At 60.5% G+C, this 24,814-nt stretch carries 19 protein-coding genes and 1 pseudogene; 6 read left to right on the top strand and 14 right to left on the bottom strand.

Features of this window, described 5'->3' with window-relative positions; genetic code table 11:
- Window positions 1–76: 76 nt before the first annotated feature.
- From dnaB to ppsA, 7 genes are all read right to left on the bottom strand, one after another.
- Complete coding sequence (dnaB, locus tag U5O12_RS01010) at window positions 77–1,489, bottom strand: replicative DNA helicase (protein ID WP_322576835.1); 1,413 nt, start codon at window positions 1,487–1,489, stop codon at window positions 77–79.
- A 195-nt stretch (window positions 1,490–1,684) separates the two neighbouring features.
- Window positions 1,685–2,137 carry a 50S ribosomal protein L9 gene (gene rplI / locus U5O12_RS01005; RefSeq protein WP_322576834.1) on the bottom strand — a complete coding sequence of 151 codons (453 nt, stop codon included), beginning with the start codon at window positions 2,135–2,137 and terminating at the stop codon, window positions 1,685–1,687.
- A gap of 12 nt (window positions 2,138–2,149) precedes the next feature.
- Window positions 2,150–2,431 carry a 30S ribosomal protein S18 gene (gene rpsR / locus U5O12_RS01000; RefSeq protein ID WP_029708819.1) on the bottom strand — a complete coding sequence of 94 codons (282 nt, stop codon included), beginning with the start codon at window positions 2,429–2,431 and terminating at the stop codon, window positions 2,150–2,152.
- Window positions 2,432–2,448: 17 nt separating this feature from the next.
- Window positions 2,449–2,742 carry a primosomal replication protein N gene (priB, locus tag U5O12_RS00995; protein ID WP_322576833.1) on the bottom strand — a complete coding sequence of 98 codons (294 nt, stop codon included), beginning with the start codon at window positions 2,740–2,742 and terminating at the stop codon, window positions 2,449–2,451.
- A 22-nt stretch (window positions 2,743–2,764) separates the two neighbouring features.
- Window positions 2,765–3,130 (bottom strand): 30S ribosomal protein S6, encoded by a 366-nt coding sequence (gene rpsF / locus U5O12_RS00990; protein ID WP_029708817.1) that lies wholly within the window; start codon window positions 3,128–3,130, stop codon window positions 2,765–2,767.
- A gap of 103 nt (window positions 3,131–3,233) precedes the next feature.
- The gene (locus U5O12_RS00985) at window positions 3,234–5,540 is read right to left on the bottom strand and encodes a VC_2705 family sodium/solute symporter (protein WP_322576832.1); all 2,307 of its coding nucleotides are present in this window, start codon (window positions 5,538–5,540) and stop codon (window positions 3,234–3,236) included.
- Entirely contained in the window at window positions 5,537–7,930 is a 2,394-nt protein-coding gene (gene ppsA / locus U5O12_RS00980) for a phosphoenolpyruvate synthase (RefSeq protein ID WP_322576831.1), read from the bottom strand. Before ppsA ends, U5O12_RS00985 begins: the two co-directional genes overlap by 4 nt.
- 221 nt (window positions 7,931–8,151) lie before the next feature.
- Between ppsA and U5O12_RS00975 the strand changes: the two genes are divergently transcribed.
- Window positions 8,152–8,973: a pyruvate, water dikinase regulatory protein gene (locus U5O12_RS00975; RefSeq protein WP_094480424.1), complete on the top strand. Its 822-nt coding sequence runs from the start codon at window positions 8,152–8,154 to the stop codon at window positions 8,971–8,973.
- 91 nt (window positions 8,974–9,064) lie between these two features.
- On the opposite strand, the gene U5O12_RS00970 is transcribed toward U5O12_RS00975, so the two are convergent.
- The 7 genes from U5O12_RS00970 to U5O12_RS00940 all read right to left on the bottom strand — a co-directional run bounded on the left by U5O12_RS00970 (window position 9,065) and on the right by U5O12_RS00940 (window position 19,097).
- Window positions 9,065–9,373, bottom strand: a complete 309-nt coding sequence (locus U5O12_RS00970) for a DUF2149 domain-containing protein (protein ID WP_081708677.1) — start codon at window positions 9,371–9,373, stop codon at window positions 9,065–9,067.
- 2 nt (window positions 9,374–9,375) lie between these two features.
- Window positions 9,376–9,867, bottom strand: a complete 492-nt coding sequence (locus U5O12_RS00965) for a MotA/TolQ/ExbB proton channel family protein (protein WP_322576830.1) — start codon at window positions 9,865–9,867, stop codon at window positions 9,376–9,378.
- A 9-nt stretch (window positions 9,868–9,876) separates the two neighbouring features.
- Window positions 9,877–10,827 carry a ChaN family lipoprotein gene (locus tag U5O12_RS00960; RefSeq protein WP_322576829.1) on the bottom strand — a complete coding sequence of 317 codons (951 nt, stop codon included), beginning with the start codon at window positions 10,825–10,827 and terminating at the stop codon, window positions 9,877–9,879.
- On the bottom strand, window positions 10,824–14,882 hold the full coding sequence (gene cobN, locus U5O12_RS00955; RefSeq protein ID WP_322562652.1) for a cobaltochelatase subunit CobN: 4,059 nt from the start codon (window positions 14,880–14,882) through the stop codon (window positions 10,824–10,826). Before cobN ends, U5O12_RS00960 begins: the two co-directional genes overlap by 4 nt.
- Before the next feature lie 65 nt (window positions 14,883–14,947).
- Window positions 14,948–17,173 (bottom strand): TonB-dependent hemoglobin/transferrin/lactoferrin family receptor, encoded by a 2,226-nt coding sequence (locus U5O12_RS00950; protein ID WP_322562653.1) that lies wholly within the window; start codon window positions 17,171–17,173, stop codon window positions 14,948–14,950.
- A gap of 144 nt (window positions 17,174–17,317) precedes the next feature.
- Complete coding sequence (locus U5O12_RS00945) at window positions 17,318–18,589, bottom strand: DUF2325 domain-containing protein (RefSeq protein WP_322562654.1); 1,272 nt, start codon at window positions 18,587–18,589, stop codon at window positions 17,318–17,320.
- Window positions 18,590–18,785: 196 nt separating this feature from the next.
- Window positions 18,786–19,097 carry a hypothetical protein gene (locus U5O12_RS00940; protein ID WP_322562655.1) on the bottom strand — a complete coding sequence of 104 codons (312 nt, stop codon included), beginning with the start codon at window positions 19,095–19,097 and terminating at the stop codon, window positions 18,786–18,788.
- A gap of 172 nt (window positions 19,098–19,269) precedes the next feature.
- Here U5O12_RS00940 and bfr point away from each other — a divergent pair, with 172 nt between their 5' ends.
- From bfr to U5O12_RS00915, 5 genes and pseudogenes are all read left to right on the top strand, one after another.
- Window positions 19,270–19,746, top strand: coding sequence for a bacterioferritin (bfr, locus tag U5O12_RS00935; RefSeq protein WP_322562656.1), 477 nt, complete (start codon window positions 19,270–19,272; stop codon window positions 19,744–19,746).
- A gap of 116 nt (window positions 19,747–19,862) precedes the next feature.
- A complete protein-coding gene (locus U5O12_RS00930) occupies window positions 19,863–21,020 on the top strand; it encodes an imelysin family protein (protein ID WP_322562657.1) in 1,158 nt (385 codons plus the stop codon).
- A complete protein-coding gene (locus U5O12_RS00925) occupies window positions 21,017–22,465 on the top strand; it encodes a di-heme oxidoredictase family protein (RefSeq protein WP_322562658.1) in 1,449 nt (482 codons plus the stop codon). The genes U5O12_RS00930 and U5O12_RS00925 overlap by 4 nt, the downstream gene beginning before the upstream one ends.
- Before the next feature lie 104 nt (window positions 22,466–22,569).
- Entirely contained in the window at window positions 22,570–23,502 is a 933-nt protein-coding gene (locus U5O12_RS00920) for an imelysin family protein (protein WP_322576828.1), read from the top strand.
- A gap of 20 nt (window positions 23,503–23,522) precedes the next feature.
- A pseudogene (locus U5O12_RS00915) lies at window positions 23,523–24,680 on the top strand (DUF1513 domain-containing protein).
- Window positions 24,681–24,814 lie beyond the last annotated feature (134 nt).

Below are 24,814 nucleotides of genomic sequence, written 5' to 3'. Positions count from 1 at the left end.
ATAGCTGCTCGCGCAATAAAGACAAGGGCTGGAGGCCAATTTGGCATCCAGCCCTTGTCTTTTGTGATCTTCGAAATCAGTAGTCGTCGCCACCGCCCATGCCACCATGGGCCAGGTTCTCAAACTTGGTGAAGCGGTTCATGAATGCCAGTTTGACCGTGCCCGTGGGGCCGTTACGCTGCTTGGCGATGATGACCTCGGCCACGCCGGGCTCCTTGCACTGATCCTTGGTGTAGTACTCGTCGCGGTAGATGAACATGATGATGTCCGCATCCTGCTCGATAGCGCCGGATTCACGCAAGTCACTCATCATGGGGCGTTTGTCGGGGCGTTGCTCTACCGAGCGGTTGAGCTGCGAGAGCGCAATCACCGGGCACTTGAGTTCACGCGCCAGCATCTTCAGGCCCCGGGAGATTTCCCCGAGCTCGGTCGCGCGGTTTTCACCGTCACCACTGCTACCACTCATGAGCTGCAAGTAGTCCACCACGATCAGCCCCAGCTGGCCGCACTGGCGTGCCAGGCGGCGCGCATTGGCCCGCACCTCGCTGGAATTCAGACCCGCGCTTTCGTCGATGTGCAAAGAGATGGTGCGCAGCTTTTCGATGGCCTCAGACAGGCGCGGCCACTCATCGTCGCTGAGTTTGCCGGTACGCAAGTGGCCCTGGTCGATGCGGCCGATGGAGCCCACGATACGCACCGCCAGTTGGGCGGCGCCCATTTCCATGGAGAAAATGGCAACTGGTAGCCCCTCGTTCAACGCCACATGCTCGGCAATGTTGATGGCCAGCGCCGTCTTGCCCATGGACGGACGCGCGGCCAGCACAATCAAGTCGCCAGCCTGCAAACCCGCCGTCATGCGGTCAAAGTCAATAAACCCCGTGGGTACACCCGTCACATCGTTGGGGTTGTCGGCCATTTCCTGCACGCGGTCCAACAGGTTGACCACCAGCGTGTCCATTCCCTGAAAGCCTTGTTTGTTGCGCTTGCCTTGCTCACCGATGTTGAAAATTTTCTGCTCGGACTCGTCCACGATCTCGGACACCGCGCGCCCTTTGGGGTTGAAGGCATTGGTGGCAATCTCGTCGCTGGCGCTGACCAGCTTGCGCAGGATGGAGCGGTCGCGCACGATTTCGGCATAGCGGCGGATATTGCTGGCGCTGGGCACATACTGCGCCAGCGAGTTCAGGTAGGTCAGCCCCCCAATTTCCTCAGCCTTGCCTTGGCTTTGCAAATGCTCAAACACCGTGATCACGTCGGCCGGTTTATTGCCGTTGATCAGCGTGCCAATCGAGGCGTAAATCAGGCGGTGCTCGTAGCGGTAGAAGTCGGTGTCCACCACCACATCACCCACACGATCCCAGGCCTCGTTGTCCAACAACAAACCGCCCAGTACGCTGGATTCGCCCTCAATGGAATGCGGTGGTACCCGCAGTTGGGCAATTTGGCGGTCGGGCTCAAAACCTTCGCTGGCAGACAAAACGGCAGACATGGTGAATTTCCTTGGAACCTTGCATCCTAAGCGGCGAACAGAGCTGCGTCGAGGGCAAAGGCTGGGGGCAAGTTGTGGGCAAACTGTGCAAAGGGCGGGATAAGTCGCCCCAAAAAAGACAAAAGCCGCAAGGGACTAGCCCCGGCGGCTTTTGATGAGAACTGTCCCGTTACCGGGCCAGTCTTCAGAGTGCTGTTAGGCAGTTTCGCCGTATACAGACACAGTGATGTCGACCACCACGTCGGTGTGCAAAGCCACGCTCACGGTGCTGTCGCTGACGATCTTGATAGGACCGTTGGGCATGCGGATCTGGGACTTGACGACCTTGTAACCACCCTTGACCAGCTCTTCAGCGATGTCGGAGTTGGTCACAGAACCAAACAAACGGCCATCCACTCCGGCCTTTTGGGTCAGCTTGATGGACGTACCAGCCAGCTTTTCGCCCAAAGCTTGGCATTCGGCCAACTTGGCGGCAGCGGCTTTTTCCAGCTCAGCGCGCTTGGCTTCGAACTCTGCCTTGGCAGATTCAGTAGCGCGGCGTGCACGGCCAGAAGGGATCAGGAAGTTACGTGCGTAGCCGTCTTTCACCTTGACGACATCGCCCAGGTTACCAACGTTCACGACCTTGTCGAGCAGAATAATTTGCATGGTCGGAGCTCCTTAGATCTTGTGCTGGTCGCTGTAAGGCAGCATCGCCAGGAAGCGAGCGCGCTTGATAGCGGTGTTCAGTTGGCGCTGGAAAATCGCGCGGGTGCCGGTCAGGCGTGCGGGAATGATCTTGCCGTTTTCAGCAATGAAATCACGCAGCGTGTCGATGTCTTTGTAGTCAATCTCTTCCACACCAGTCACGGTGAAGCGGCAAAAGCGCTTGCGCTTGAACAACAGGGATTGCGTATTGCGCTTGGGGCGCTTGTCTTTGTTGAAACGTTTTGGTCCGGGCATGATGGACTCCTAAAAAATTAATCTTGCAAAAAATCTTGAATGTGAAACACAAGCGATTTGCCTTGGCGCGCATTGGCAAGAAAACCGTTGAACTTCCAGACACTGCCGATGGCCTGCTTTGCAAGCCGCTCTGCCAATGTGCCGAAAGCCACTGCCTTCACCACCACCTTCACGGTTCGCTGGCCCTCTGCTTCTGTCACGCGGGACTCGTGTTCGAGTCGCAGGTTCAGAGCGGGTAGACCGGCTGGCGTGTAGCGCATGGATTCCACCTCTGCGATACATGCACTGAGCACCAGTGAGTTGGCTTGCACTCCTTTTCAGGCAAATGCGTGATTACGCTTGGTACTCGGCCTGTTGGGCCTTGCGTGCGTCTTCACGTTCCACGGTCTTCATCATGGAAGAAGGGCCGGTTTCGGCTTTCTTCTTCAGCACGGTGAGGTGGCGCAGCACGGCGTCGTTGAACTTGAACGCGTGTTCCAGTTCAGACATCACAGCCTGGTCGGCTTCGATGTTGACGCACAGGTAGTGGGCCTTGGCCAGCTTGTTGATCATGTACACCATCTGACGACGGCCCCAATCTTCAACACGGTGCACCTTGCCACCGCCAGCGGTGATCATGCCCTTGTAACGCTCCAGCATGGCAGGAACTTGTTCGCTCTGATCCGGGTGGATCATGAGGATGATTTCGTAATGACGCATTGATACTCCTTGAGGATTTCCCAGCACTTGCGTGCCGGTCTGAGTGAAAGCTGCCCCCGGCGTCTAAAACGGGGTGCAGCAAGGCGAAGCCAGCGATTATAGCTCAGCCCAGATGCGGGGCCAAATCGCGCTCGGGTACGGGATCAGGTTTCCCCAGCCAGCTGCACACAACACACGCCACGATGCCGGCAGAGACCCCAAACACCCCGGCGGAGACAGGCTGAATGCCCCACCACAGTCCATCGCCTTGCAAGCCAAGGCTCTGGCGTACCACTGGCAGGTTGATTGCCATGTAATAAACCGTCACACCCAAACCGGTCAACATGCCGCCCACGGCACCAGCTCGGGTCATACCGGGCCAAAAAATGCCCAGCACCATGGCTGGCACAAAGGCCGCTCCAGCCAGAGAAAAGGATGCAGACACCAAATACAAAATACCAGCCGGCCGCTGCGCCGCCGCGTAAGCTGCCACCAAAGCCACCACCAGCAAGGCAAATTTGGACCACATGACGCGACGCATGGCTTGGGCTTTGTTGCTATTGCCCTCAAAGTACACATCGTGAGCCAGCGCATTGCCGATGGTAAGCAGGAGTCCATCTGCCGTGGATAGTGCGGCCGCGAGGCCACCGGCGGCCACTAGCACCGACACCACATACGGCAACCCGCCGATCTCGGGGGTGGCCAGCATCACCAGGTCAGGGCCGATCTTGAGCTCGGCAAACTGCAATATGTGGTCCCCGTTCACATCCACGGCCATCAGCAGCGAGGGGTCACGGGCCCATTGGGCCATCCAACTCGGCAGCGCATCTATGGGTTGCCCCACCAAGTGCGCCATGACCTCGTACTTGACCAAAACCGCCAGCGCCGGGGCCGACAGATACAGCAAAGCAATGAACACCAGGGACCAAGCCACCGAGCGACGCGCCTCTGCGACGGAAGGCGTGGTGTAGTAACGGGTAAGCAAATGGGGCAGGCCTGCCGTGCCGACCATCAAACAAAACATGAGTGCCAGAAAATTGGTACGGGAACTGTCAAAGCCTGCTTGTTCCTGCGCCGTGCCGTCCGGATTGCCCGCATAGGGACGCGTGTGAGCCGGCATGCCCCCCAGAGGTTGCGCACGCTCCAGGTTATCCGCCAGCGCTTTGGTCCAGCGCTCACGCGCCGCGTTGGCGTCCTTGGGCAAGGCTGCCAACTCTCTGCGCAAGTGTTGGGCACGCGCATCATCGGCTTTCCGGTCACCCAGGGCGCGTAGCTGGCGGCGCAGCTCTTGGCGCTCTAGCTGCAGGGCCTCCTCCACGTTTTGCAGCTTGCGCTCCAGATCAGCGGCACGCTGGGCAAAAATGCCAATCACCTCTTGCTCGACGGGAGAGGCTTTGAATTGCCGCTCCAGCTCCGCAATCTTGCCCAATTGCTGCCCATAGGCCAGCGGCGCCAGCGGGTTGCCAGTCTGCTTGTAAGACAGCCAGGACACCGGAATCAGAAAGGCAAGAATGATGATCACGTACTGCGTCACCTGCGTCCAGGTCACGGCCCGCATGCCACCCAGAAAGGAGCAAACCAATACACCGCCCAAACCCAGCAGGATGCCAATCTCAAAGTGCACACCTGTCAGGCGAGAAGTGATCAAACCCACACCGTAGATTTGTGCGACAACGTAGGTAAAGGAACACAAGACCGCAGCCATGGCCGCCAACATGCGGGGCCAGCGCCCGCCGAAGCGCACGGCGAAATAGTCGGGTACCGTGTAAAGACGCATGCGCCGCAGATAGGGTGCCACCAGCAGCGCCACCAGACAAAAGCCGCCTGTCCAGCCCAGCACATAGGCCAGGCCACCAGGCTGCCCGCCTGCCCCCGAAAAGCCCTGCAGGTACAAGCCCCCGGCCATGCTGATGAAAGAGGCAGCACTCATCCAGTCAGCTGCCGTGGCCATGCCGTTGTACATGGCGGGCACACGGCGTCCCGCGACGTAGTATTCATTGGCATCGGCCGTACGCCCGACCACGCCAATGACCGCGTACAGCACCAAGGTGGTGGAGAGAAAAATGCCTGCCACCCAGGGTTTGGACAGGCCCAGGCTCTCGGCCACAGCCAATGCAGCAATAAACAGCAGAACGAGCAGTACGTAAAGGCCAAAGCGGCGGTGCAAGCGCCGCTCGTAACGGCTGTAGGCATCCGGATCAAAGCCCAGGGTTTCCGTGTTGCGCCGGTTCACCCGCCAGGCAAACACCACCACGATGGCGATGAAAGCCAGCACAGCACCTTGGGCCGCAAACCAGAAACCCAAAGGCCAGCCCAAGACCTCCTGCTGCAGGTCATGGGCAAAGAACACCACGCCAAACGACACGGCAAACCACAGCGCCAGCAGCCCTGCATGCAGGTGCCACCGGCGTGGGCTTGCCGCCGCCGTCATTTGCTGGCGAGCTGCTGCCAGGTGGCAACCACCGAGTCAGGGTTCAGGGAGATGGACGAAATGCCCTGCTGTTCCAGCCATTGCGCAAAGTCAGGGTGGTCGCTGGGGCCTTGGCCACAGATGCCGATGTACTTGCCCTGGCGCTTGCAGGCTTCAATGGCCAGGCTAATCAGGGCCTTGACGGCGGGGTCACGCTCATCAAAATCGGCTGCCAGCAACTCCAGGCCCGAATCCCGATCCAGCCCCAGCGTAAGCTGGGTCAGGTCGTTGGAACCGATGGAGAAGCCATCGAAGTACTCCAGGAACTGATCGGCCAAGATGGCGTTGCTCGGGATCTCGCACATCATGATGAGCTTGAGCTCGTTCTCGCCACGGCGCAGGCCGTGGCGACCCAGCAACTCGGTCACTTTTTTGGCCTGGCCCAAGGTGCGCACAAAGGGCACCATGACCTGCACATTGGTCAAACCCATGTCGTTGCGCACACGGTTCAGGGCTTCACACTCCATGGCAAAGGCTTCGCCAAACTCGGTGCTGGTGTAACGCACGGCGCCACGGAAGCCCAGCATGGGGTTCTCTTCTTCAGGCTCGTAGCGGCTGCCGCCGATGAGCTTGCGGTACTCGTTGCTCTTGAAATCCGACAAGCGCACGATCACCGGCTTGGGCCAGAAGGCTGCGGCGATAGTGGCCACACCTTCGGCCACACGGTCCACATAGAAAGCACGCGGCGACGCATGGCCGCGGGCCACAGATTCCACCGCCTTTTTCAGGTCGGCATCCACATTGGGATAGTCCAGGATGGCCTTGGGGTGCACGCCAATGTTGTTGTTGATGATGAACTCCAGCCGCGCCAAGCCCACGCCTTGGTTGGGCAACTGGCAGAAGTCAAAGGCGAGCTGGGGGTTGCCCACGTTCATCATGATCTTGACGGGGATCTCTGGCATCGCGCCTCGCTGTACCTCGGAGACTTCGGTTTCCAGCAAGCCGTCGTAGATGAAGCCGGTGTCGCCTTCTGCGCAGCTCACCGTCACCAGCATGCCGTCCTTCAGCAAATCGGTGGCATTGCCACAGCCCACCACGGCAGGAATGCCGAGTTCGCGCGCGATGATGGCGGCGTGGCAGGTGCGGCCGCCGCGGTTGGTGACGATGGCGCTGGCGCGCTTCATCACGGGCTCCCAGTTGGGGTCCGTCATGTCGGTCACCAGAATGTCCCCGGCTTGTACCTGGTCCATCTCATTGATGTTGTGCACGATACGCACCGGGCCGGTGCCAATCTTCTGGCCAATGGCGCGGCCCTCGGCCAGCACATTGCCTTTGCCCTTGAGCTTGTAGCGGTACTCGGCTTGGGTGCCGGCCTGGCTCTTCACCGTTTCTGGGCGAGCCTGCAAGATGTAGAGCTGACCATCCACACCGTCTTTGCCCCACTCAATGTCCATGGGGCGACCGTAGTGCTCTTCAATCACCAAGGCGTATTGGGCCAGTTGCTCCACATCGGCGTCGGTCAGCGAGTAGCGGTTGCGCAGCTCGGTCGGCACATCGGTGGTCTTGACCAGCTTGCCGCTCGCCGCCTTTTCCTCGGGTGTGGAAAACACCATTTGCAGCAGCTTGGAGCCCAGGTTGCGACGGATCAGCGCGCGCTTGCCGGCCTTCAGCATGGGCTTGTGCACATAGAACTCGTCGGGGTTGACGGCGCCCTGCACCACCGTTTCGCCCAAACCGTAGCTGCTGGTGATGAACACCACTTGGTCGAAGCCGGATTCGGTGTCGATGGTGAACATCACACCAGCCGCGCCCAGATCGGAGCGCACCATGCGCTGCACGCCAGCGCTGAGTGCCACCACGTCGTGGGCAAAGCCCTTGTGCACGCGGTAGCTGATGGCACGGTCGTTGTAGAGGGAGGCAAACACCTCCTTCATCTTGTGCAGCACGTCGTCGATGCCGACCACGTTGAGGAAAGTTTCCTGTTGACCGGCAAACGATGCATCAGGCAAATCCTCTGCGGTAGCAGAGGAGCGCACAGCAAAGCTGGCTTGGGCATTGCCCGCGCTGAGCGTGGCAAACGCATCGCGGATGGCTTTTTCCAGGTCAGTCGGGAAAGGCTGGGCCTCGACCATGGCGCGGATTTCGGCGCCCACCTGGGCCAGGGCGCGCACGTCTTCGGTGTCCAGAGTCTTGAGTTTGGCGCTGATTTTGTCGGCCAAACCGGCGTGAGCAAGAAACTGGCGGAAAGCGTGCGCCGTGGTGGCAAAGCCGGTGGGCACTTTCACGCCTTGCGGCAATTGCGAAATCATCTCCCCCAAGGAGGCGTTTTTGCCCCCCACGGATTCCACATCGGCCATGCGCAGCAGCTCGAAGGGGACGACCAGGTCGGTCGGGTTGAAAAGATTAGACATAGGAATGCTCCAGAAGTTAAAACCTTTACAGGGCCCCGCGGGGAAACCTCACCCGCCTGCCGCAGCGCACGACCGTTCGTTTTCTGTTGTTGCTCTTATGGAATTACGAAGCAGTTACCAAATGCGCTAAATTGCACTGATTGTAGGTGGCAGGCGCAGCCCGCCGACCACCGGAAAACCCGTGAGCGCTTGCAATTCACTGACACCCTGGACCCCCTACCATGCCCCAACGCACCGTATTTTTCATTTCCGACGGCACCGGCATCACTGCCGAAACCTTTGGCAACGCCATCCTGGCCCAGTTTGAGATGAAGGCACGCCATGTGCGCCTGCCCTTCGTGGACACGGCCGACAAGGCCCACCAGGCGGTGCGCCAGATCAACCACACCGGGGTGGTGGATGGCAACAAGCCAATTGTGTTTACCACGCTGGTGAACATGGAGGTGCTCAAGGTGATTCAGGAAGGCTGCCAAGGCATGCTGCTGGACATGTTTGGCATGTTTGTGCACCCGCTGGAGAACGAGCTGGGCATCAAGTCCAACCACCGCATCGGCCGGTTCAGCGACGCCAGCAAGAGCAAGGAATACCAGGACCGCATTGAGGCGATCAATTTCTCATTGGCGCACGACGACGGCCAGAGCAACCGCGACCTGGAGCAAAGCGATGTGATTCTGGTGGGGGTGAGCCGCAGCGGCAAAACGCCAACCTCGCTCTACCTGGCCATGCAGTACGGACTGAAGGCGTCCAACTACCCACTGATCCCGGAAGACTTTGAGCGCCGCCAGCTTCCCCCGGCGCTGGTGCCACACAAAGGCAAGATTTTTGGCCTGACCATCCAGCCCGAACGCCTGAGCGAGATCCGCAACGAGCGGCGGCCCAACTCCAAGTACGCCTCGCTGGAGAACTGCCGCATGGAAGTGAGCGAGGCGGAAGCCATGATGCGGCGCACCGGCATCCGCTGGCTATCGACCACCACAAAATCCATCGAAGAGATCGCCACCACCATCCTGCAGGAGATCCACCCGGAGCGGCTGGTGTATTGATCTGGCCCAGCCCCGCGCTCCTCCGCTATTATTTTCATAGCTGCTCGCGCACTATCCACAGGGGCCAGGTGCCAATTTCACTACTAAAGGGCTATTCCGGCACGTAGACGATGCCGCCGTCCTTCATGCGGTAGGCGGTTCCGGCCTTGGCGCCCTCGCCCTGCCCGATCTGGCCGCTGGACTTGTAGCGTTCGATCTTCTCGCCTTTTTTGACCATCATCTCCATGGTGGGCTTGCCGGCGTCGGTGATCACCGTCACGTCCTGTTTGCTGAAAGCGTTGAGCATCGGGTTCTGCGCCACGGTGATCAGCAGCGCCGCGATGATGACCAGAAAAATATCAATGATGTTCACCACCGAGAGGATGGGATCGTCGTTCTCGGGTTCGTGCAGCAACTTCAGGCTCATAGGATCTTCCTTTGCTGCAGAGACACCAACTCTTCGGCCAACCAGCGGCGGCGCACATTGGCGACCCAGTAGGTAATGCTGGCCGCGATCAGCGCCAGAATCACCGCAGAGAACGCCACCGTCAGGCTGCCAGAGACCTGGGCCAAATTGCCATCTGACAAGGACTTGAGTGCCGGCCCCATGGGAATCATGGTGCCCACCAAGCCCAGCATGGGCGCGATGCGGCTGGCCAGGCGCTCGGGCTCCAGCAGCTTGTGGGCAAACAGGTCCAGCTCGTCTTCGGTGGCTTCGGGACGGTTTTCCACGTAGCGCATCAAGGGATAGCCCGCCAACTTGGCAGGATTGCGACGTTGCAAAGCCTGCACCGTGAACGAGCCCAGCACATACAGCGCATACACAAACAGCAGGGCCACCAGGGCCAGCACCGGCAGCAAAAACAGCTGCCCCACCTGGTACATGAAAATTTCAATCATCGAGCTTTGGCTCATGGGGTTTCCTTAAGGCTTGGGATTGGGAGATGGGGTTGAAGGGACTAAGGGTTTGGCAGCAGGTGCCGCCAGGCCCGGCAAGGGCGTGGCGCACGGGTCAGGCCGCACTTCACCGGGCTCGGTGAACCACAGCACATCAAAGCCCGCGCGGTCATAGTCGGCAGGCGCGGTTTTACCCGCCACCGTCTCGACCAAAGCAATGGTCAAGGCTTGATCGGGGGCGGCCAGGTAACGCGGCACTGCGCGGTCGCTGCGTACGTGGCCCGCTCCGGCAATCAGCACCACCGGGCCCGCCACAGCATCCAGCACCTGGGCCATGCGTGCATCACGTGCACGCTGCGCCGCCACAATGCCGGCCAAACGCGCAGGCTCAGGCCGGTGGCCGCAGTGGCCTTGCACCACATCGTTTTCCAATGCCTCCAACTGGGTGGGCGTGGCCGCAGGCAATACCGGCTTCACTTCGCCCAATGCGATCTTGCGGGCTTCGGCACGCGAGAGATTGGCCGCACGCAGTGGCCACTGGCGCTGGGCGGCGAACGCTATCAAGTCCTTGTACATGGGCCAACGCCAGCCCTTGCGGTTGAGCTGGCCCGCATCGGCCAAGGCTTCCGCATCCGTCTGGCCGGCCGACTGCGCGCGGCTCAGTGCGCCCTGGTGTTCAGCATCCAGCTGCTCCATGGCCAGCGCGGGCTGCGCGCCCAAGGCTGCCATGCCTCGCAGCACATCCAACTGCCGCGCGTGGTGGGCTTCGCTGTCGTGCTTTTCGCCCAGCAACACATAACGCGCAGCCACCGCGCGCTGGTACAGCACGGGCTCGGAAATGAACTGCTGGGTGCGTGTATCCCAGATGCGTCCCTGCAGCGCATGCGCCGGTTGGACGGGCGTTTGGGCCGTGGCGGCGCCGCTCAGGCACACGCCAAGACCAAGGCACAGGGTCATAGCCCATCGTTGGTTTCTCATGCTTTTCTCCATTGGCGCCAGGCCCCAATGGCCGGCGTCATCAACAACACACCCAGGGCCAACAAGAGCATGGTGCTCAAGGCTTGGACCACAGGTTCACTCACCTTCTCCAGTTTCATGCCTTCAATCAAGGGGGGAACGGAAGGCTCCACTGGTCGTGCCTCAGCAACAACCTCAGAGGGCGGTGCAGCGGTGGACGGACGGGCAGGCGCCGGGCTTGCAGCCGTCACCGCACCATCCACCGCTTGACCAAGCCCATAACCCGACAAACCGACAAACTCCTGGAAGGTGGTGTTGCTGGTGCGCACATCAAAGCGCTGGGCCAAATCGGTGTAGCGCGCCTTCAGCTCGTCCACGGTGGCGGAATCAGCTTGCCAGTAGCCCTGGCGGGCCATCTCCAGCATGCGCTCCATCATCTGGGCCAGGGCGTGGGGGTTGTTCTTTTCCATGTACTGGCGCATGCCGAGCTGGTGTTTGTCCCGCACATACACATCGGCAAATTCCTGCCACTGGTCGTCCCGCACAATCTCGCGCGCCACCGTGGTCCAGCCCGTGAAGTTGTTGATGCCGTCCAGCATCTGCAGGGTGCCCGCGTAGCCCTCCTTCATCAAGCCCTGGATATAGCCGGGGTGGAAATTGCGCGAGGCCAGCTCTTTGGACAGAAAGCCCGCGGCATCTTCGGCCTTGCCCGAGCCCGTACCGCGCAGGTTGGAGATGAACAACTCAGGCGCTTTGCCGTCCAGGTAGCGCACTGCCGTAGCGATGCCACCCAGGTACTGGAAGGGGTCGTCGGTGGTGAGCATGCCGTAGAGGTTGGAGCTGCGGGCCAGAACCGCGCCTTGGGTCCCCCTGAGGTGGGCGGCGTAAAGATTCATGCTGGCACCTCCGCTGCTGCCTCCGGCCTCGCGGGCCAGATCACTGCCACTTTTGCCCCAATCGGCCTCCACCGGTCCGTAGGCAAACTGCATTTTGCGCAAATACAGCTCAGCCATCTTGCGGTCGCCCTCCTCCTTGGTTTTCCAGGTATCGGTGGCCAAGGCTGCGTCATCCAGCCCCGAGCCATAGTTACCCGAGGCGCCCGAGAAAATACGCGTCTCCCCTGCGCGCTGCGCAGCGTCGGCACGCCAGCCCTGGGCCTGCAGTTGGCTGGTGATGGTCTTGGCATTCTTGGCCACCGCGTTGTCTGCTTCCCCCGTCGCTTGCGATGCGAGTTGTGCCGCACGCGACAGCTGCTTCATGACATTGGGGAAGTGATCGCGGTACAGGCCGGTGGCCGACAGCACCACGTCAATACGCGGGCGCCCCAAGTCTTTGCGCGGCACCAGCTTCACATCGGTCACGCGGCCACCGGCATCCCACACAGGCTCCACGCCCATGGCCCACAAAGCCTGGGCCTCCAACATCCCCATGTGGCGCATGGTCTCGACGGACCACAGCGTGAAAGTGAACTTCGAAGGCGTCACACCCGTCTTCTGCTGGTGTGCAGCCACCAGTTTGTCCAATGCTTCTTTACCCGCCGCCCATGCGGCCTTGGTGGGCACACGAGTGGAGTCAAAACCATACAAATTACGCCCTGTGGGCAGGCTGTCGGGGTTTTTGATCGGATCGCCGCCGTACGACGTGGGGATGTAGCGGCCGCTCAACGCAGCCAGCAGCCCACGGGTTTCGCCCTCGGCCTGCAAATCGTTGTACCAGCGCCGTCCCTGCTCGAGCAAGGCCTTGAGCTTGGGCGGCAAACCATCGGTGGGCTGGCCTTGCACCGCATGCTTGGCCAGCAGCTTGTACGGTGCCGTCTGCGCCATCTTGGCGTAATCGGCAATCAGCGCCTCGTCAGCCTCCAGGTCATTGCCATCGGCCAGGGTGGCTGCCGCCTCCCAGAACGGCCTGCCCAGCATCATGAGCACGGTGTAGAGGCGCCCCTGCTTGTCCGAGCCCTGCCCAAAGGTGTGCAGGCCCAGCGGCTGCGCGGTGGTGGCCAGCTCGTGCAGGTGGTCGTGCAAGGCAGTGATAAAGGCTGGGAACTCGCGCTCCATGCGTTCCGGCGTCCAGGCCATGTCGCGGTCTATGCGCTCCTTGCGCACCAGGGCAGTGATGGACAGGCGCAGCTGTTCTTTCACCGCCCCCTGGTCCTGGGCCAGCCAGGCATGCAATTCGTCGTGCAACTTGGTGAGCACGGCGTGCAGACCGGCGGGCGCAAATGGTGGCGTCTGGTGGCTGATGTTCAATGCACGGCCACGACGTTTGGTTTGCACGGCCTCCCCAATGTTGTCCACGATGTAGGGATAAATCACCGGAACGTTGCCCAGCGCCATCAGCGGGTAGTCATGCACCCACAGGCCGCGCTCCTTGCCGGGCAGCCACTCCTGTGTGCCGTGGGTGCCAAAGTGAATCAAGGCATCTGCCTTGAACTGTGCGCGAGTCCACAAGTAGCCCGCCATGTAGGAATGGGGTGGTGCGGCGGTACTGGAGTGGTAAATTTCTTTGCCTTTGGCATACAAGCCACCGCCTATCGGCTCTCCGCGTGGCGGCTGCGGCATGATGACCACATTGCCCAGCTTGAGGCGCGGAATGGCAAAAAAGGCTTCTCCATTGCGGCGCACCAGAAACACCGATTTTTCGGGCTGAGCGACGGCGGAGGACCAGACCTCGCGCCGCTCTTCGGGCAGGGTGTCCAACCACTGCTTGTAGGTTGCCAATGGCATCAGCTCAGCCAGGCCATCGCGCACCAGCGCATCCATCTCGTGCGCAACACTGCCGGGCCGGTAAAACGGCGTTAGCAGCCGCTGCAGGTTGCGCGTCAGGGTGGCAGCGTCCATCGCGTCGGTACGGTACCCCTCGGCTTTCATGGCAGCCAAGGTGCTGTGCAAGCTGGTGGGCAGGTTCATGAAAGAAGCCCCCAAGTTCTTCTCCCCTGCAGGGTAGTTCCAGAACATGATGGCCACTTTTTTGTCCGCATTAGCGGCGCGGGCCAATCGGGCCAGCCCCAAGGCCTTGCCCACCACCGCATCAGCTTGTTCCGGAATCGCGCGCAACTGGTCATCACCATCGGTAGCCGCCGCCACCATGATGTCGTGCACCCCCGCGTACTCGGGCTGGACCAGGTAAAACGGGACATCCATGAGCGCAATCCCTGCGCTGTCGTTCCACCAGGCATCGACACCGCCCTTGCGGTAGGCCATGGCCTGGATCACCGGGATGCCCAACTTCTCAAACTCGGTGCGCCGCCCCTCCGGGTTCAACATGATCTGCGTGGTGATCAGCACATCGGCCAAGGGCTTGCCCTCTGGTGCAAGAATCTTGGTGTTGGCGTCGTTGTCCATCACCGGGCTATAGAAGGCCAACGGTACCGCCCCAGCAGCTTCGATGCGGGCGATGAAGTGATCAATCATGCCGGTCTGCTCGGCCGCAATCGCCTGCTGGTGGAAGGCCACGCCAATCACCGGTTTATCCTTGGGAGCACCCTTCCAGCGCAGATAGGACGCGGTATCCGCAAACACCAGCGCAGGTGCCTTGGGATGGTAGATGGCCGTCGCCGGAAATACCTGGGGCGCAGCTATCTGCATCCATGGTTTCTTGGCCAAATGGGCCGCTACGGTTGCAAAAAAACCTGCACTGTTGGTGCGCCCACCATTCACGTAATAGGCATGCAAACGCTTGGCAAGATCATCCTGCAGGTGGGACCACTGGGGCTTGCTGGTGTGCAACCACAGCACGGGCGTTTTGGCCTGTGCCAGCGCGGGCAACGCGTCTTTAACCTTGGCGGCCACGGCGTCCCGGATGTGGTCGCGCGGCGCATCAAACAACACCATGTCATACCCCGCCCAGAGGCGAGCATCAACCACACCCAGCTTTTCAATGAACTTGGCCTCGACCTTGACCCCGTAAGGCGCAGCGGCTGCAGACAAGACAGTGAACTTGCCTGGTGTGATGGGGCCCGTGGTCACAAACAACAGCGATGCGGCAAAGCCCATAGACGGCAACAGCCAGCCACCCAGCACCCAAGCCGCCCAGGAAACGAGCCGGCGCCAGCCCTTGCACCATGTCATATCAGTCATTGCATTCTTTGAGTAAAAAAGCCGGAAGCCTCCGAAAGCGCTTCCGGCAAACGGTGCCCTAACCGTTAAAAACTGTGGGTCAAACTCACTTTGAAATTGCGGCCGGGCTGGGTGTAGGCGTCAACAGTGGTGCTGGTGGCAGCCAAGTCACGCACATCCGCCCATTCCACATACTTTCTGTCAAACAGGTTGTTGATGCCGGCCGTCAAGCGGGTAGCCTTGCTGACGTTGTACCAAGCGGACACGTCCACCAAGCTGTAGCCGCCTGGCGTGACTTTGGTGGCATCGGGGTTGCGCAGCTTGCGCTCCACCGCAGTGATTTGCGTGGCCAAGCCCCAGTGCGCGCCGTGGGCATAACTCAAGCCAAGAATCAGCTTGTCAGGATCAATCGTGGCCAAGGGTGTGCTGGCTCCGTTGCTCTCTGAATCACCCTCGGCGTGGGCATAAGCCGCTGACAAGTTCCAGTCTTTCGACAGCGCCCAGTTGGCACGCGCCTCAAAGCCGCTGATCGTGACTTTGCTCAAGTTGATGGACTGGTATACATCCGCCATGGGCGCGGCGTTATCGGTCACCTTGACGTTGCTGGCAATAAAGTCTTTGTACTTGCCGTGAAACACCGACACGCTGTAAGAATTTTTGGTGCCAGCCATATGACCCTGCAGACCCAACTCTACGGAATCGCTGGTCTCTGACTTCAGGTTCGGATTGCCAGTCGACGTATACGGGTCGGCGGCCGTCAAATTGGTAACACCGCCATTCACCTGGCTGGCCTTGGGGGCCCGGAATCCATGGGCGTAGTTCGCAAACAACTGGGCCATGGGAGCCAGCTTCCACACAGCACCTAGTCGCGGAGACAGCGCCGAATCGCTCAACTCTGATGGAGCGGCCGAATTGTTAACCCGGTACAGGGCATCCGGCTTGGGGGTGAGCTTGAAGCTGTCGTAACGCAAGCCGGGCGTCACACTCACGGCGCCAAAGTTGATTTCATCCTGGATGAATGCACCCAACACGCGGTAGTCGGTATCTGGGAAACTTTTGTTGCGTACAAAGGCAGTGCCAGAGCTGTTGTATCCCTCTTTCAACGAGGTCACGTCCGTAATGGAGGTGTCCAGCCCATACACCCAGCGGTGCTTGATGCGATCACCAAGGTTGGTTTCTATTTGAAGATTCGCACCCAGCGTGTTTTCCCCATAGCCGGTATCCCGATTGCGCACTAGCGGGGCTGTCGAACGCGCCTCGTAGCCGTACTGCTGATTTTTCGATTGCTGTGCGTATACACCTACGTTCATCACATCGAACCACATTCCATTGGGCGCAAAGCGGTAATCCAGCTTGACCAGGTCGCGCGAAATGTCTTCGCGCACATCCACATCCGTGAGCGTTGCTGCAGCAAATGAATCACCAAAAAAACTCTTGATGTCTGTGTTGTTCTGGCGCCGAATGGTTTCTGCGCTCAGCTTCACTTGGTGGGTAGCACTGGGTGACAAGACCAACTTGGCCAACACGTAGTCCGCCTGGTTGTTGGCCGGGTTGGGTGTGGTGCGGCTGTTGTTGGCGGAATCATTGGTGCCCATGTTGTCGGTTTCATGGCTACGCCGCATGCTCGCCAACACCATGCCTTTAACACCTTCACCCGCAAACGCAAAACTGGGCGCCAACTGAAACGAGTTGTCTACCGACGCGTAGGCAGATTTCAGGGTGAATTGCTGAGGTTTTCCCAAAGTGAGCAAGTCTTCCGGCTCCTTGGTAACAAAACTGACCGCGCCGGCCAGCCCATCCGAACCAAACTGGCTGCTGGAGCCACCGCGCAGAATCTCGACCCGCTTGTAGCCTTCAGGGTCGATCGTGTCACCCCTGCCCGCCGCATATGGACCGCTGGCATAGGTGGAGGGCAAACTCACGCCGTCGACCTGCAAGCGCACTTGATCCCCCTCAAGGCCGCGGATATTGACACCCTCATTGCCGCTACGTCCAGTGGCGTAAAACACTCCCGAAGAACGGTTCGGCTGGGAGCGCACCGAGACGCCCACTTCGTTGCCCAGCAGCTCTTCCAAATCGGTGGGGTTGTCCAACGCAATGTCTTCGGCCGTAATCACAGTGAGAGTGGCCGGCACATCCTCCAGCTCCTGCTCAACACGGCTGGCGCTCACCACCACCTCTTTCAACGTCGCCACCGGACGCACGGCGACCGGCACTTCTTGGGCCCACAGGCCGCCACTACCAAACGCCAAACCCAAACACAGAGACAGCCGGGTCAGCGAAAACTGACCGGACCTACGGATACGCGCCATACACCACCTATTGAAAAAACGGTTGTTTCACATTGGCTGGCTTTGCGCAGGGCTTTCCGTTCGTCTATCCGGACCTAGTGGCGTGGCTTGCTATTCGAATGAGTTATCGTAATGCGAATCGTTCGCATTACATATCGGTGCTGACTATTTATTTGTCTCAGTGATGAGCGAACCCGCCGCAGGCTTGTTGAGGGCAATCTGAACTAGACCTCGCTCCAACGACGAGGCACTGGGATTTTCGACAAACACACAACGCTTGCCCGTGCGTTTACAAAAGTCTTTAACCCGCCAGTAGGCGTTGTGACTGATGCACCCCGTCTGGCAGATCACCAGATCGGCAGCAGCCAGGTTGGCATCCAATACCGAGGCGTTGTCTTCCACACCACCATCATGGTGCGCAAACCTGCCCCCCACCCGCTCCACTACATCGCGGTAATTCGAAATGTTGCCGCTGCGCCCACCGACGCACAAGACCACTTTTTGGTGCAACTCCACCACCACGGACGGCTCATCGTTGGTGGATACATCAAGACTCAATCGCCCCACGGACGCGCGCTCGACTGCAGTGCGCTCTGAAGCTAGCAAACGGCGCCTCAAATCGGAGTTTTGAGCTTCCAATTCCAGCTGACGCTGAGCCATTTGCTCAACCCGCTTGTGCAGCTTTTGCTTGTCCTCCAACTGCGGAATCGACGCTTGTAAGCTCTCCAGATCTTGCGCAAGAAATGCCAAGCGACTGTCCTTCGCAATGGACTCAGCGCGCACCTGCAGCAACTCCGCCTGGAGCCGATCAATATCCGCTGTCTTCTGTGCCATCACCCGGCTGATGCGCTCCTGCACCTTCCCGAGCTCACGCCCCAGCACCGCGTTTTCTTCTGCCAGTGCGTTGAAACGGGCAATCTCCAAACGCACTCCAGCGCCGGCTTGATGCTGGAACATGTGCAAATCTTTGCACATGGCGTCTTGCAGAGCGGCATCACAGCGCGGATGGGTCAAGGCTGCCCAAAATGCGCCCGCTATGTCACCCGCCTTCAGATAGCTCACCCACATCTCGGCGACAGCCAGACTACTTTTGGCCGCTTTAAAGGCATGAATTTCGCGCACATAGCGCGCCTCCAGCTCACTTTGCATCAGCTCCGAGAGCTTGCAGCGGCGCGCCGCCTCCGACACAGCCCCTGCATGTACCTCGTAGTCGTTGGCCACCGCGTTTGCGCCCAGGGACTTGTTCACTAAACGGCGCAGCATCTCCATAGGCAAACTCACCCCCACCAAGGGGCAATGGCAATGGGTGCCCAATTCCCAGATCCGCTTTCTCCGTGAGCCGGTAGAGGCGGTCGGAGGCATGTGGGTGTCAGGACATGGCTCCGGGTAGCTCGATGGAACACTGCGGGGCTTCGGGTCCGGTTGGGTGATTGGCATGGTTACTCCTCTTCGGTTTCAGTATTCAGACTCACAAGGTCTTCGAGGCCATTGGCGAGCCGGACCCGCCAGGCCATGACCGGCCGGGGCCTGGCCTGTTTCACGGGACGCCCACGCACCACCTCGGCTTCAGGCTCGCAGCAGGGACACATCGAGCCATAGCGTCCGCCAGCGCGATGACCGGTGTGCTCCGTGCTCACTGCACAGCCTCAGGCGTTGGGTGCCATAAGCCACTTTCCACGTGCACCGGTCGTACCGCGGTCGCAGCTTGCCCCTGGGCTAACCAACGCTGCCGCAAAGACCACAACAGCGCCTGAAAGCCTGGCGACAGCAAGGGGTCCGAGGAAAGCCGGGACAAATTACTCACGATCTTGGTCGCCATAGCCTCGCGGTGCTCAGCGCAACACGACTGCACGTGACCCGTCATCAAGGCCATGGTGCTGGCCAATAGCGCTTCTGCGCTCGGAATCATGTATTCCTCATCTTGTGGTTTCCAATGCAGGGGCATCGTCCTCTCCTATGTGCGACAGGCTCACAGCGAGCACCGTTGAATGTTTAGTATATGCGAATCATTCTCATTTCCTAAAATATTCGCACTGACTCGTCTATTTTTTGATCGACGCCATTCCCCCGGACATGCCCAAAGGGATAATGGCCTTTTTTCAAAAAAGGAGCCCCGTATGAAAGGCGACGCACAAGTCATTGGCCATTTGCAGGCCCAACTCAAAAATGAGCTCACCGCAATCAACCAGTACTTCCTGCACTACCGGATGTACAAGCACTGGGGCTTTGAAAAACTCGCCAAGAAGGAATACAGCGAGTCCATTGGCGAAATGAAACACGCCGACATGTTGATGGACCGCATCTTCATGCTCGACGGCCTGCCCAACCTGCAGGACATGGCCAAAATCATGGTCGGAGAATCGGTGCCTGAGGCATTGGAATGCGATCTGAAAGCAGAGACCGGCGCACAGGCAACCATCAAAGCCGGCATTGCCCACTGCGAGTCGGTGCGCGACTACGTGTCTCGTGATTTGCTCCAAAAAATTCTGGACGACACCGAAGAACACATCGACTTCCTGGAGACCCAGATCGACCTGATCGCCAAAGTCGGCTTGCCCAACTATCTGCAGTCGCAGATGGGCGCAGTCTCCTAAACGAGAGCGCCTATGCGTCACCCCAAACGCTGACTCGCTCAGCGTTTTTTTTAGTTTATTTTGAGAATGATTTGCATTAAGATACGCATTTACTCCACTTTGGAAAAAGAGACTTCATGCAAAAACGTAGCTTCCTTCAAGGCACCCTTCTCGCGGCCACGCTGTTGAGCGGCCTGCCTCTGCATGCGCAGTCTGTTGATGCGCCCACCGTAGTCCGGAACTACGCCGCCTTGGTCTCCGCCAACTACCAAGACGTCCTGACCAGTGCCCAAACACTGCAAAAAGCCATTGGTGCACTGGCCGCCAGCCCTTCTGCCCAAGGACTTGAAGACGCCAAAAAAGCCTGGCTCGCCGCACGTGAGTTTTATGGTCAAACAGAAGCATTTCGCTTCTACAGCGGCCCTATCGACGATGACAACGGCCCCGAAGGCCGTCTGAACGCTTGGCCCCTGGATGAGTCTTACATTGACAGCGTTCCGGGCAAGCCCAAGGCCGGCATCGTCAACAACCTCAAGGTCAAAATCAACAAAGCCACCCTCTCCAAGCTCAATGAGCGCGGTGGCGAGGAAAACATTGCGGCAGGTTGGCACGCTATTGAATTTCTGCTGTGGGGCCAGGACCAAAGTGACACAGGCCCGGGCAATCGCTCGTTTGAAGACTTTGTGGACGGCAAGGCCCCCAACGCGGACCGTCGGCGCACCTATCTGACCGTAGTGACCGAGCTGCTGATCGACGACCTGAGCTTTTTGGTCAAGGCCTGGGCTCCCGGCGCTAAAAACTACCGCGCCAAGTTTGAACAAGGCGGCATCCAGTCCGTGCGAAAGATCATTGTAGGCATGGGCTCTCTGTCCCGTGGTGAACTGGCCGGCGAGCGCTTGGAAGTGGCCATGAACACGCAAGACAAAGAAGACGAACACTCTTGCTTCTCTGACAACACCCACCGCGATGTGGTGGCCAATGCACAGGGCATTGAAAACGTCTGGCTGGGCAGCTACAAGCGCCTGGACGGCAGCATGCTGCAAGGTGCTTCGCTCAAAGACCTGGTGGCCGCCAAAAACGCCGCACTGGCCGACAAGGTGAGCAAGCAGATTGCCCAAAGCGTTGCCAACGCCACCGCCATCCAGGCTCCGTTTGACCGCGAAATCATGGGCGCCAAAGACGCGCCCGGCCGTGTGCGCGTGCAAAAAACGATCGACAGCCTGGTCCAACAAAGCAAAGACATCACCGAAGCCGCGGCCGCCTTGGGTATTACGAAATTGGCACAAGCCAAATGAAACTGCGCCCCCGTCAAAAACTGGGGCTGCTCATTGCAGCCGGAGGCGCTGCCTCCGCTCTGCTATGGCCTCTGTGGGGCCACAGCCATAGTGACAAAGTCGGGCGCGCCCAAGGTGAACTCACTGCAGACCAAGCCACCGCTTTTGTCACCGGGCGCAACGCGTTTTCTATGCCCCTACCCACGCTGGACGATGAGGAACGCGCACGGTTTGCCGTGGGGAACTCGTTTTTCCGCCGTAATTGGGTCGAGGCACCGGCATCCACCACCGCACGTGATGGCCTTGGCCCGCATTTCATCGCCCGCTCCTGTGGCGGCTGCCATGTGCAAGACGGCCGTGGTGCCCCACCCGACTTCCGCAAAGGCCTGAGCGATCAGCCCGTCGCACTACTGATGCGCCTGTCCATCCCTGGCACCGGGCCTCACGGCGGTGTGGTGCCGGACCCCGTGTATGGCGACCAGCTCAACAACGCCGCCATTCAAGGAGTGGAGCCTGAAGGGCAGGTCCAGATACGCCACGAACTCATACGCGGGCGCTTTGCCGACGGCACGCCCTACACCCTGCGCAAACCCATCTACTCCCTCACGCGCTTGGCCTACGGCCCTTTGGCACCGGGCGCCATGCTCAGCCCGCGCATTGCGCCGCAAATGGCGGGCCTGGGTTTGCTCGAAGCCATTGCCGAGACCGACATCCTGGCCAACGCCAGTGCACAGGCCGCCATGTCAGGCCCCATCAAGGGCACGCCCAACCGGGTATGGGACGACCTTGCGGGCGCACACCGCGTGGGCCGTTTCGGCTGGAAAGCAAACCAAGCCAGTCTGGCCAGCCAGACAGCCGGTGCTTTTTTAGGTGACATCGGCATTACCTCCACCCAGCACCCTGAGGAGGCCTGCACGCCCTCGCAAAAAGACTGCTTGGCGGCCCCGAAAGGTGCCCAAGGCAAGGCCCCTGAAATTGACGATCGCACGCTGGGCGATGTAGTGTTTTACCAGGCCACTCTGGCACCCGCAGCGCGGCGCAACGTCGAACGGCCCGCTGTTGTGCGAGGGGAGGCGCTGTTTGTGCAGGCCCAGTGCGCCAGCTGCCACCGCCCGAGCTACACCACCGGTGCCCCGCCCTTCCCGCGCCTGTCCAGCGCCAAGGTGTCGGGCCTCAAAATCTGGCCCTACACCGACCTCTTGTTGCACGACATGGGGCCCGACCTGGCCGATGGCCGGCCTGACTTTGCCGCCAATGGTCAGCAGTGGAAGACACCCCCACTGTGGGGCGTGGGCCTGATTCATGATGTCAACGGCCACCGCCGCCTGCTGCACGATGGCCGAGCCAACGGTGTGCTCGAAGCCATCCTCTGGCACGGGGGCGAAGCACAAGGTGCCAAGCAGCAAGTGCTCAAGCTCAATGCCCGCGATCGCCAGGCGCTGGTCGCGTTTGTGGAATCCTTATGAATCGGCGTACTTTTCTTCTTTCAGTGCCTTTTAGTGCTCTAGCGCTTACAGAATATGCGCATGCAGCTCCTAAAACAGTAGCACCCGGCTGCCACAAAGAACCTATGGTCGCCACCCCTTTCTACCGCGCGAGTGAGTTGACTTTGGGCGGCATGCAAACCCATTGGTTGCCGCGTGCCCAAGCCTTCGCGCAGTCTGCTGCAGAGTTAGAGCACTCGGTGCGCACCGCCTCTAGCCCGATCAGCACGCAGCGCTTGGCCTGGGTGCGCTGCATGCTGGACTGGGAACGGCTCGCCGCCGTGCCGGTGGGTGCCGTGCTGGAACGCCGCTCGGTGCGGACCCTCGACTTCTGGCCCACCCGCACCGTGCAAATACAAGAGCTACGGCAATCGGCCAGCACCCAAGAGCCTGCGCTCCTGGCCAGCCGGGTGCGGGCAGCCGGTGTGGGTGCCAAGGGCCTCCCGGCGCTGGAGTGGTTGCTATGGCGCCAAGCCAACGAGCCGGGCACCCGCGCCCTGGCCTCGAGGCTGTGTATTGAGCTCCACGCGGAGGCCACTGTACTTCTGCAAGACTACCAAGCACGAGCCCGGGCACCGGAGCCGGAGGCTGTGGACGAGGCGCAATCCTGGACCGACTACGGCGAGTGGTTCACCCAGTGCATGGGAAGCCTCGACCAGCTACGCCTGAAGAAGCTGCGGACCAACACCCGGGGAAAAGACAGTGCGATCTGGGTCCGCGGTGTGAGTGGCCAAACCGCACCGGCTTGGGCGGCGCAGTGGGAGGGCATTACCCATTTTCTGGCCGGCAGCCCGGCCCGCCGCTGCGGTGCGGCGAACGGAGCGCCCCACAGCTTTACCGACTTGCTGCGCTCACGCGGCCACTTGGCCCCGGCCGACCGGCTGGAGCGGCAACTCGCCGTCAGCCAACCCGCGGTGCTGGCGGCCAACCCTAACCAACCCGCCAGTGTGCAGCGCGCGCAGCGAGCGCTGCTGGCCTTGCACACCCTGGCAAGCGACATGGGGAGCCAGCTCTTCTGACTTTAGCCAAGGCTTTACCGATGCCGATGGCGACTGATCCCGCAGCGACCCGTCCAGCCCCCACAAGGCGACAGGCACTGGGCACCTTGGGCGTGGCCGCGTGGTCGGCCTGCTTGCCCACTGCGGCGGCAACCGCACAGCAGGTGCGATCCGACACACTGCAAGTGCTCACCGCCTGGCAAACCGGTGGCCGGGCCTATGCCGGCGTGTGGACGCCGCAGAGCATCCGCTGGGCGATCGCCTTGCCCAATCGAGCACACCAACTGCTGCCCTTATCGGCTCGGTACACGGGCGCGGTGCGAGAGGCGCTGGTAGTTGCACGGCGGCCCGGTGAGTACTTGGCCCGTGTAGATACCCGCAACGGGCGCTTACTGCACCTACACACGGTGGAGGAGGACCGCTACCTGGGCGGCCACGCCGTGAAGTCGGCCTGATGGACGGTTCATTTTCACCACCGAGACCGATGGCCACACCGGCCAGGGCCTGATCGCCGAGCGCGACTTGCACATTCGCTGGAAAAAATACGCGAATTCCCCAGCGGCGGCATCGGTCCCCACGCCCTGTTAATGGAGCCTGCGGGGCTGGAGCCTGGCGGTAGCCTCATCGTGGCCAATGGCGGCATCCTGAACCTGCCCGAGACCGGGCGGCGCAAGCTCAATATTGGCCGCATGGACTCCAACCTGGCCCGGCTGGACACGGCCAGTGGCCAAGTGCTGGCGCAGTACCGCGTGTCCGATCCTTTTTTGAGCCTGCGCCACCTGGCCTTCGCACCCGATGGCACGCTGGGCATTGCCCTGCAGGCCGAACACACCCAGCCCGCCGACCGGCACCGCGCCCCCGCCCTGGCCCTGCTGCAAGGCGGGCAGTTGCACACGGTGGACTGGGCCGCAGGCGAAGCCCCCGCTGCGTGGGACGGCTACGCAGGTGATGTGTGTTGTGCAGAGGGCCGCTTTTGGGTCAGCGCACCCCATGCGGGTTGGCTGGCAAGCTGGTCGACCCAAGGCGAGGTGCTGCACACCCAGGCCCTAGCCGGCGCCGGCGCACTGGCCGCACGGGGCGAGCACTGGCTAGTGGGTGGAGATGACGCGGCCCTGCTCTACGGCAGCCGCACGCCCCAGCCGCAGCGTTATGGCGTGGCCCTGCCCTGGGACAACCACGCTGCAATGCTACCGACGTAGCCGCTGCGCAGGGGTACCCGGCGCAGCGGCCGTCAGGCTCGACCAAAGGTCCATCAGCACGCTTCAAAATTAATTTCAATTGCTAATGCGAATTACTCTCATTGGTAATTACAATATATCTATTCTGTAAAGTT

The sequence above is a fragment of the Rhodoferax sp. genome (genome assembly GCF_034519335.1).
GTDB lineage: Bacteria > Pseudomonadota > Gammaproteobacteria > Burkholderiales > Burkholderiaceae_C > Allorhodoferax.
The sequence above is the reverse complement of the archived record's forward strand: the minus strand, read 5'-3'. Positions and strand labels throughout refer to the sequence as shown.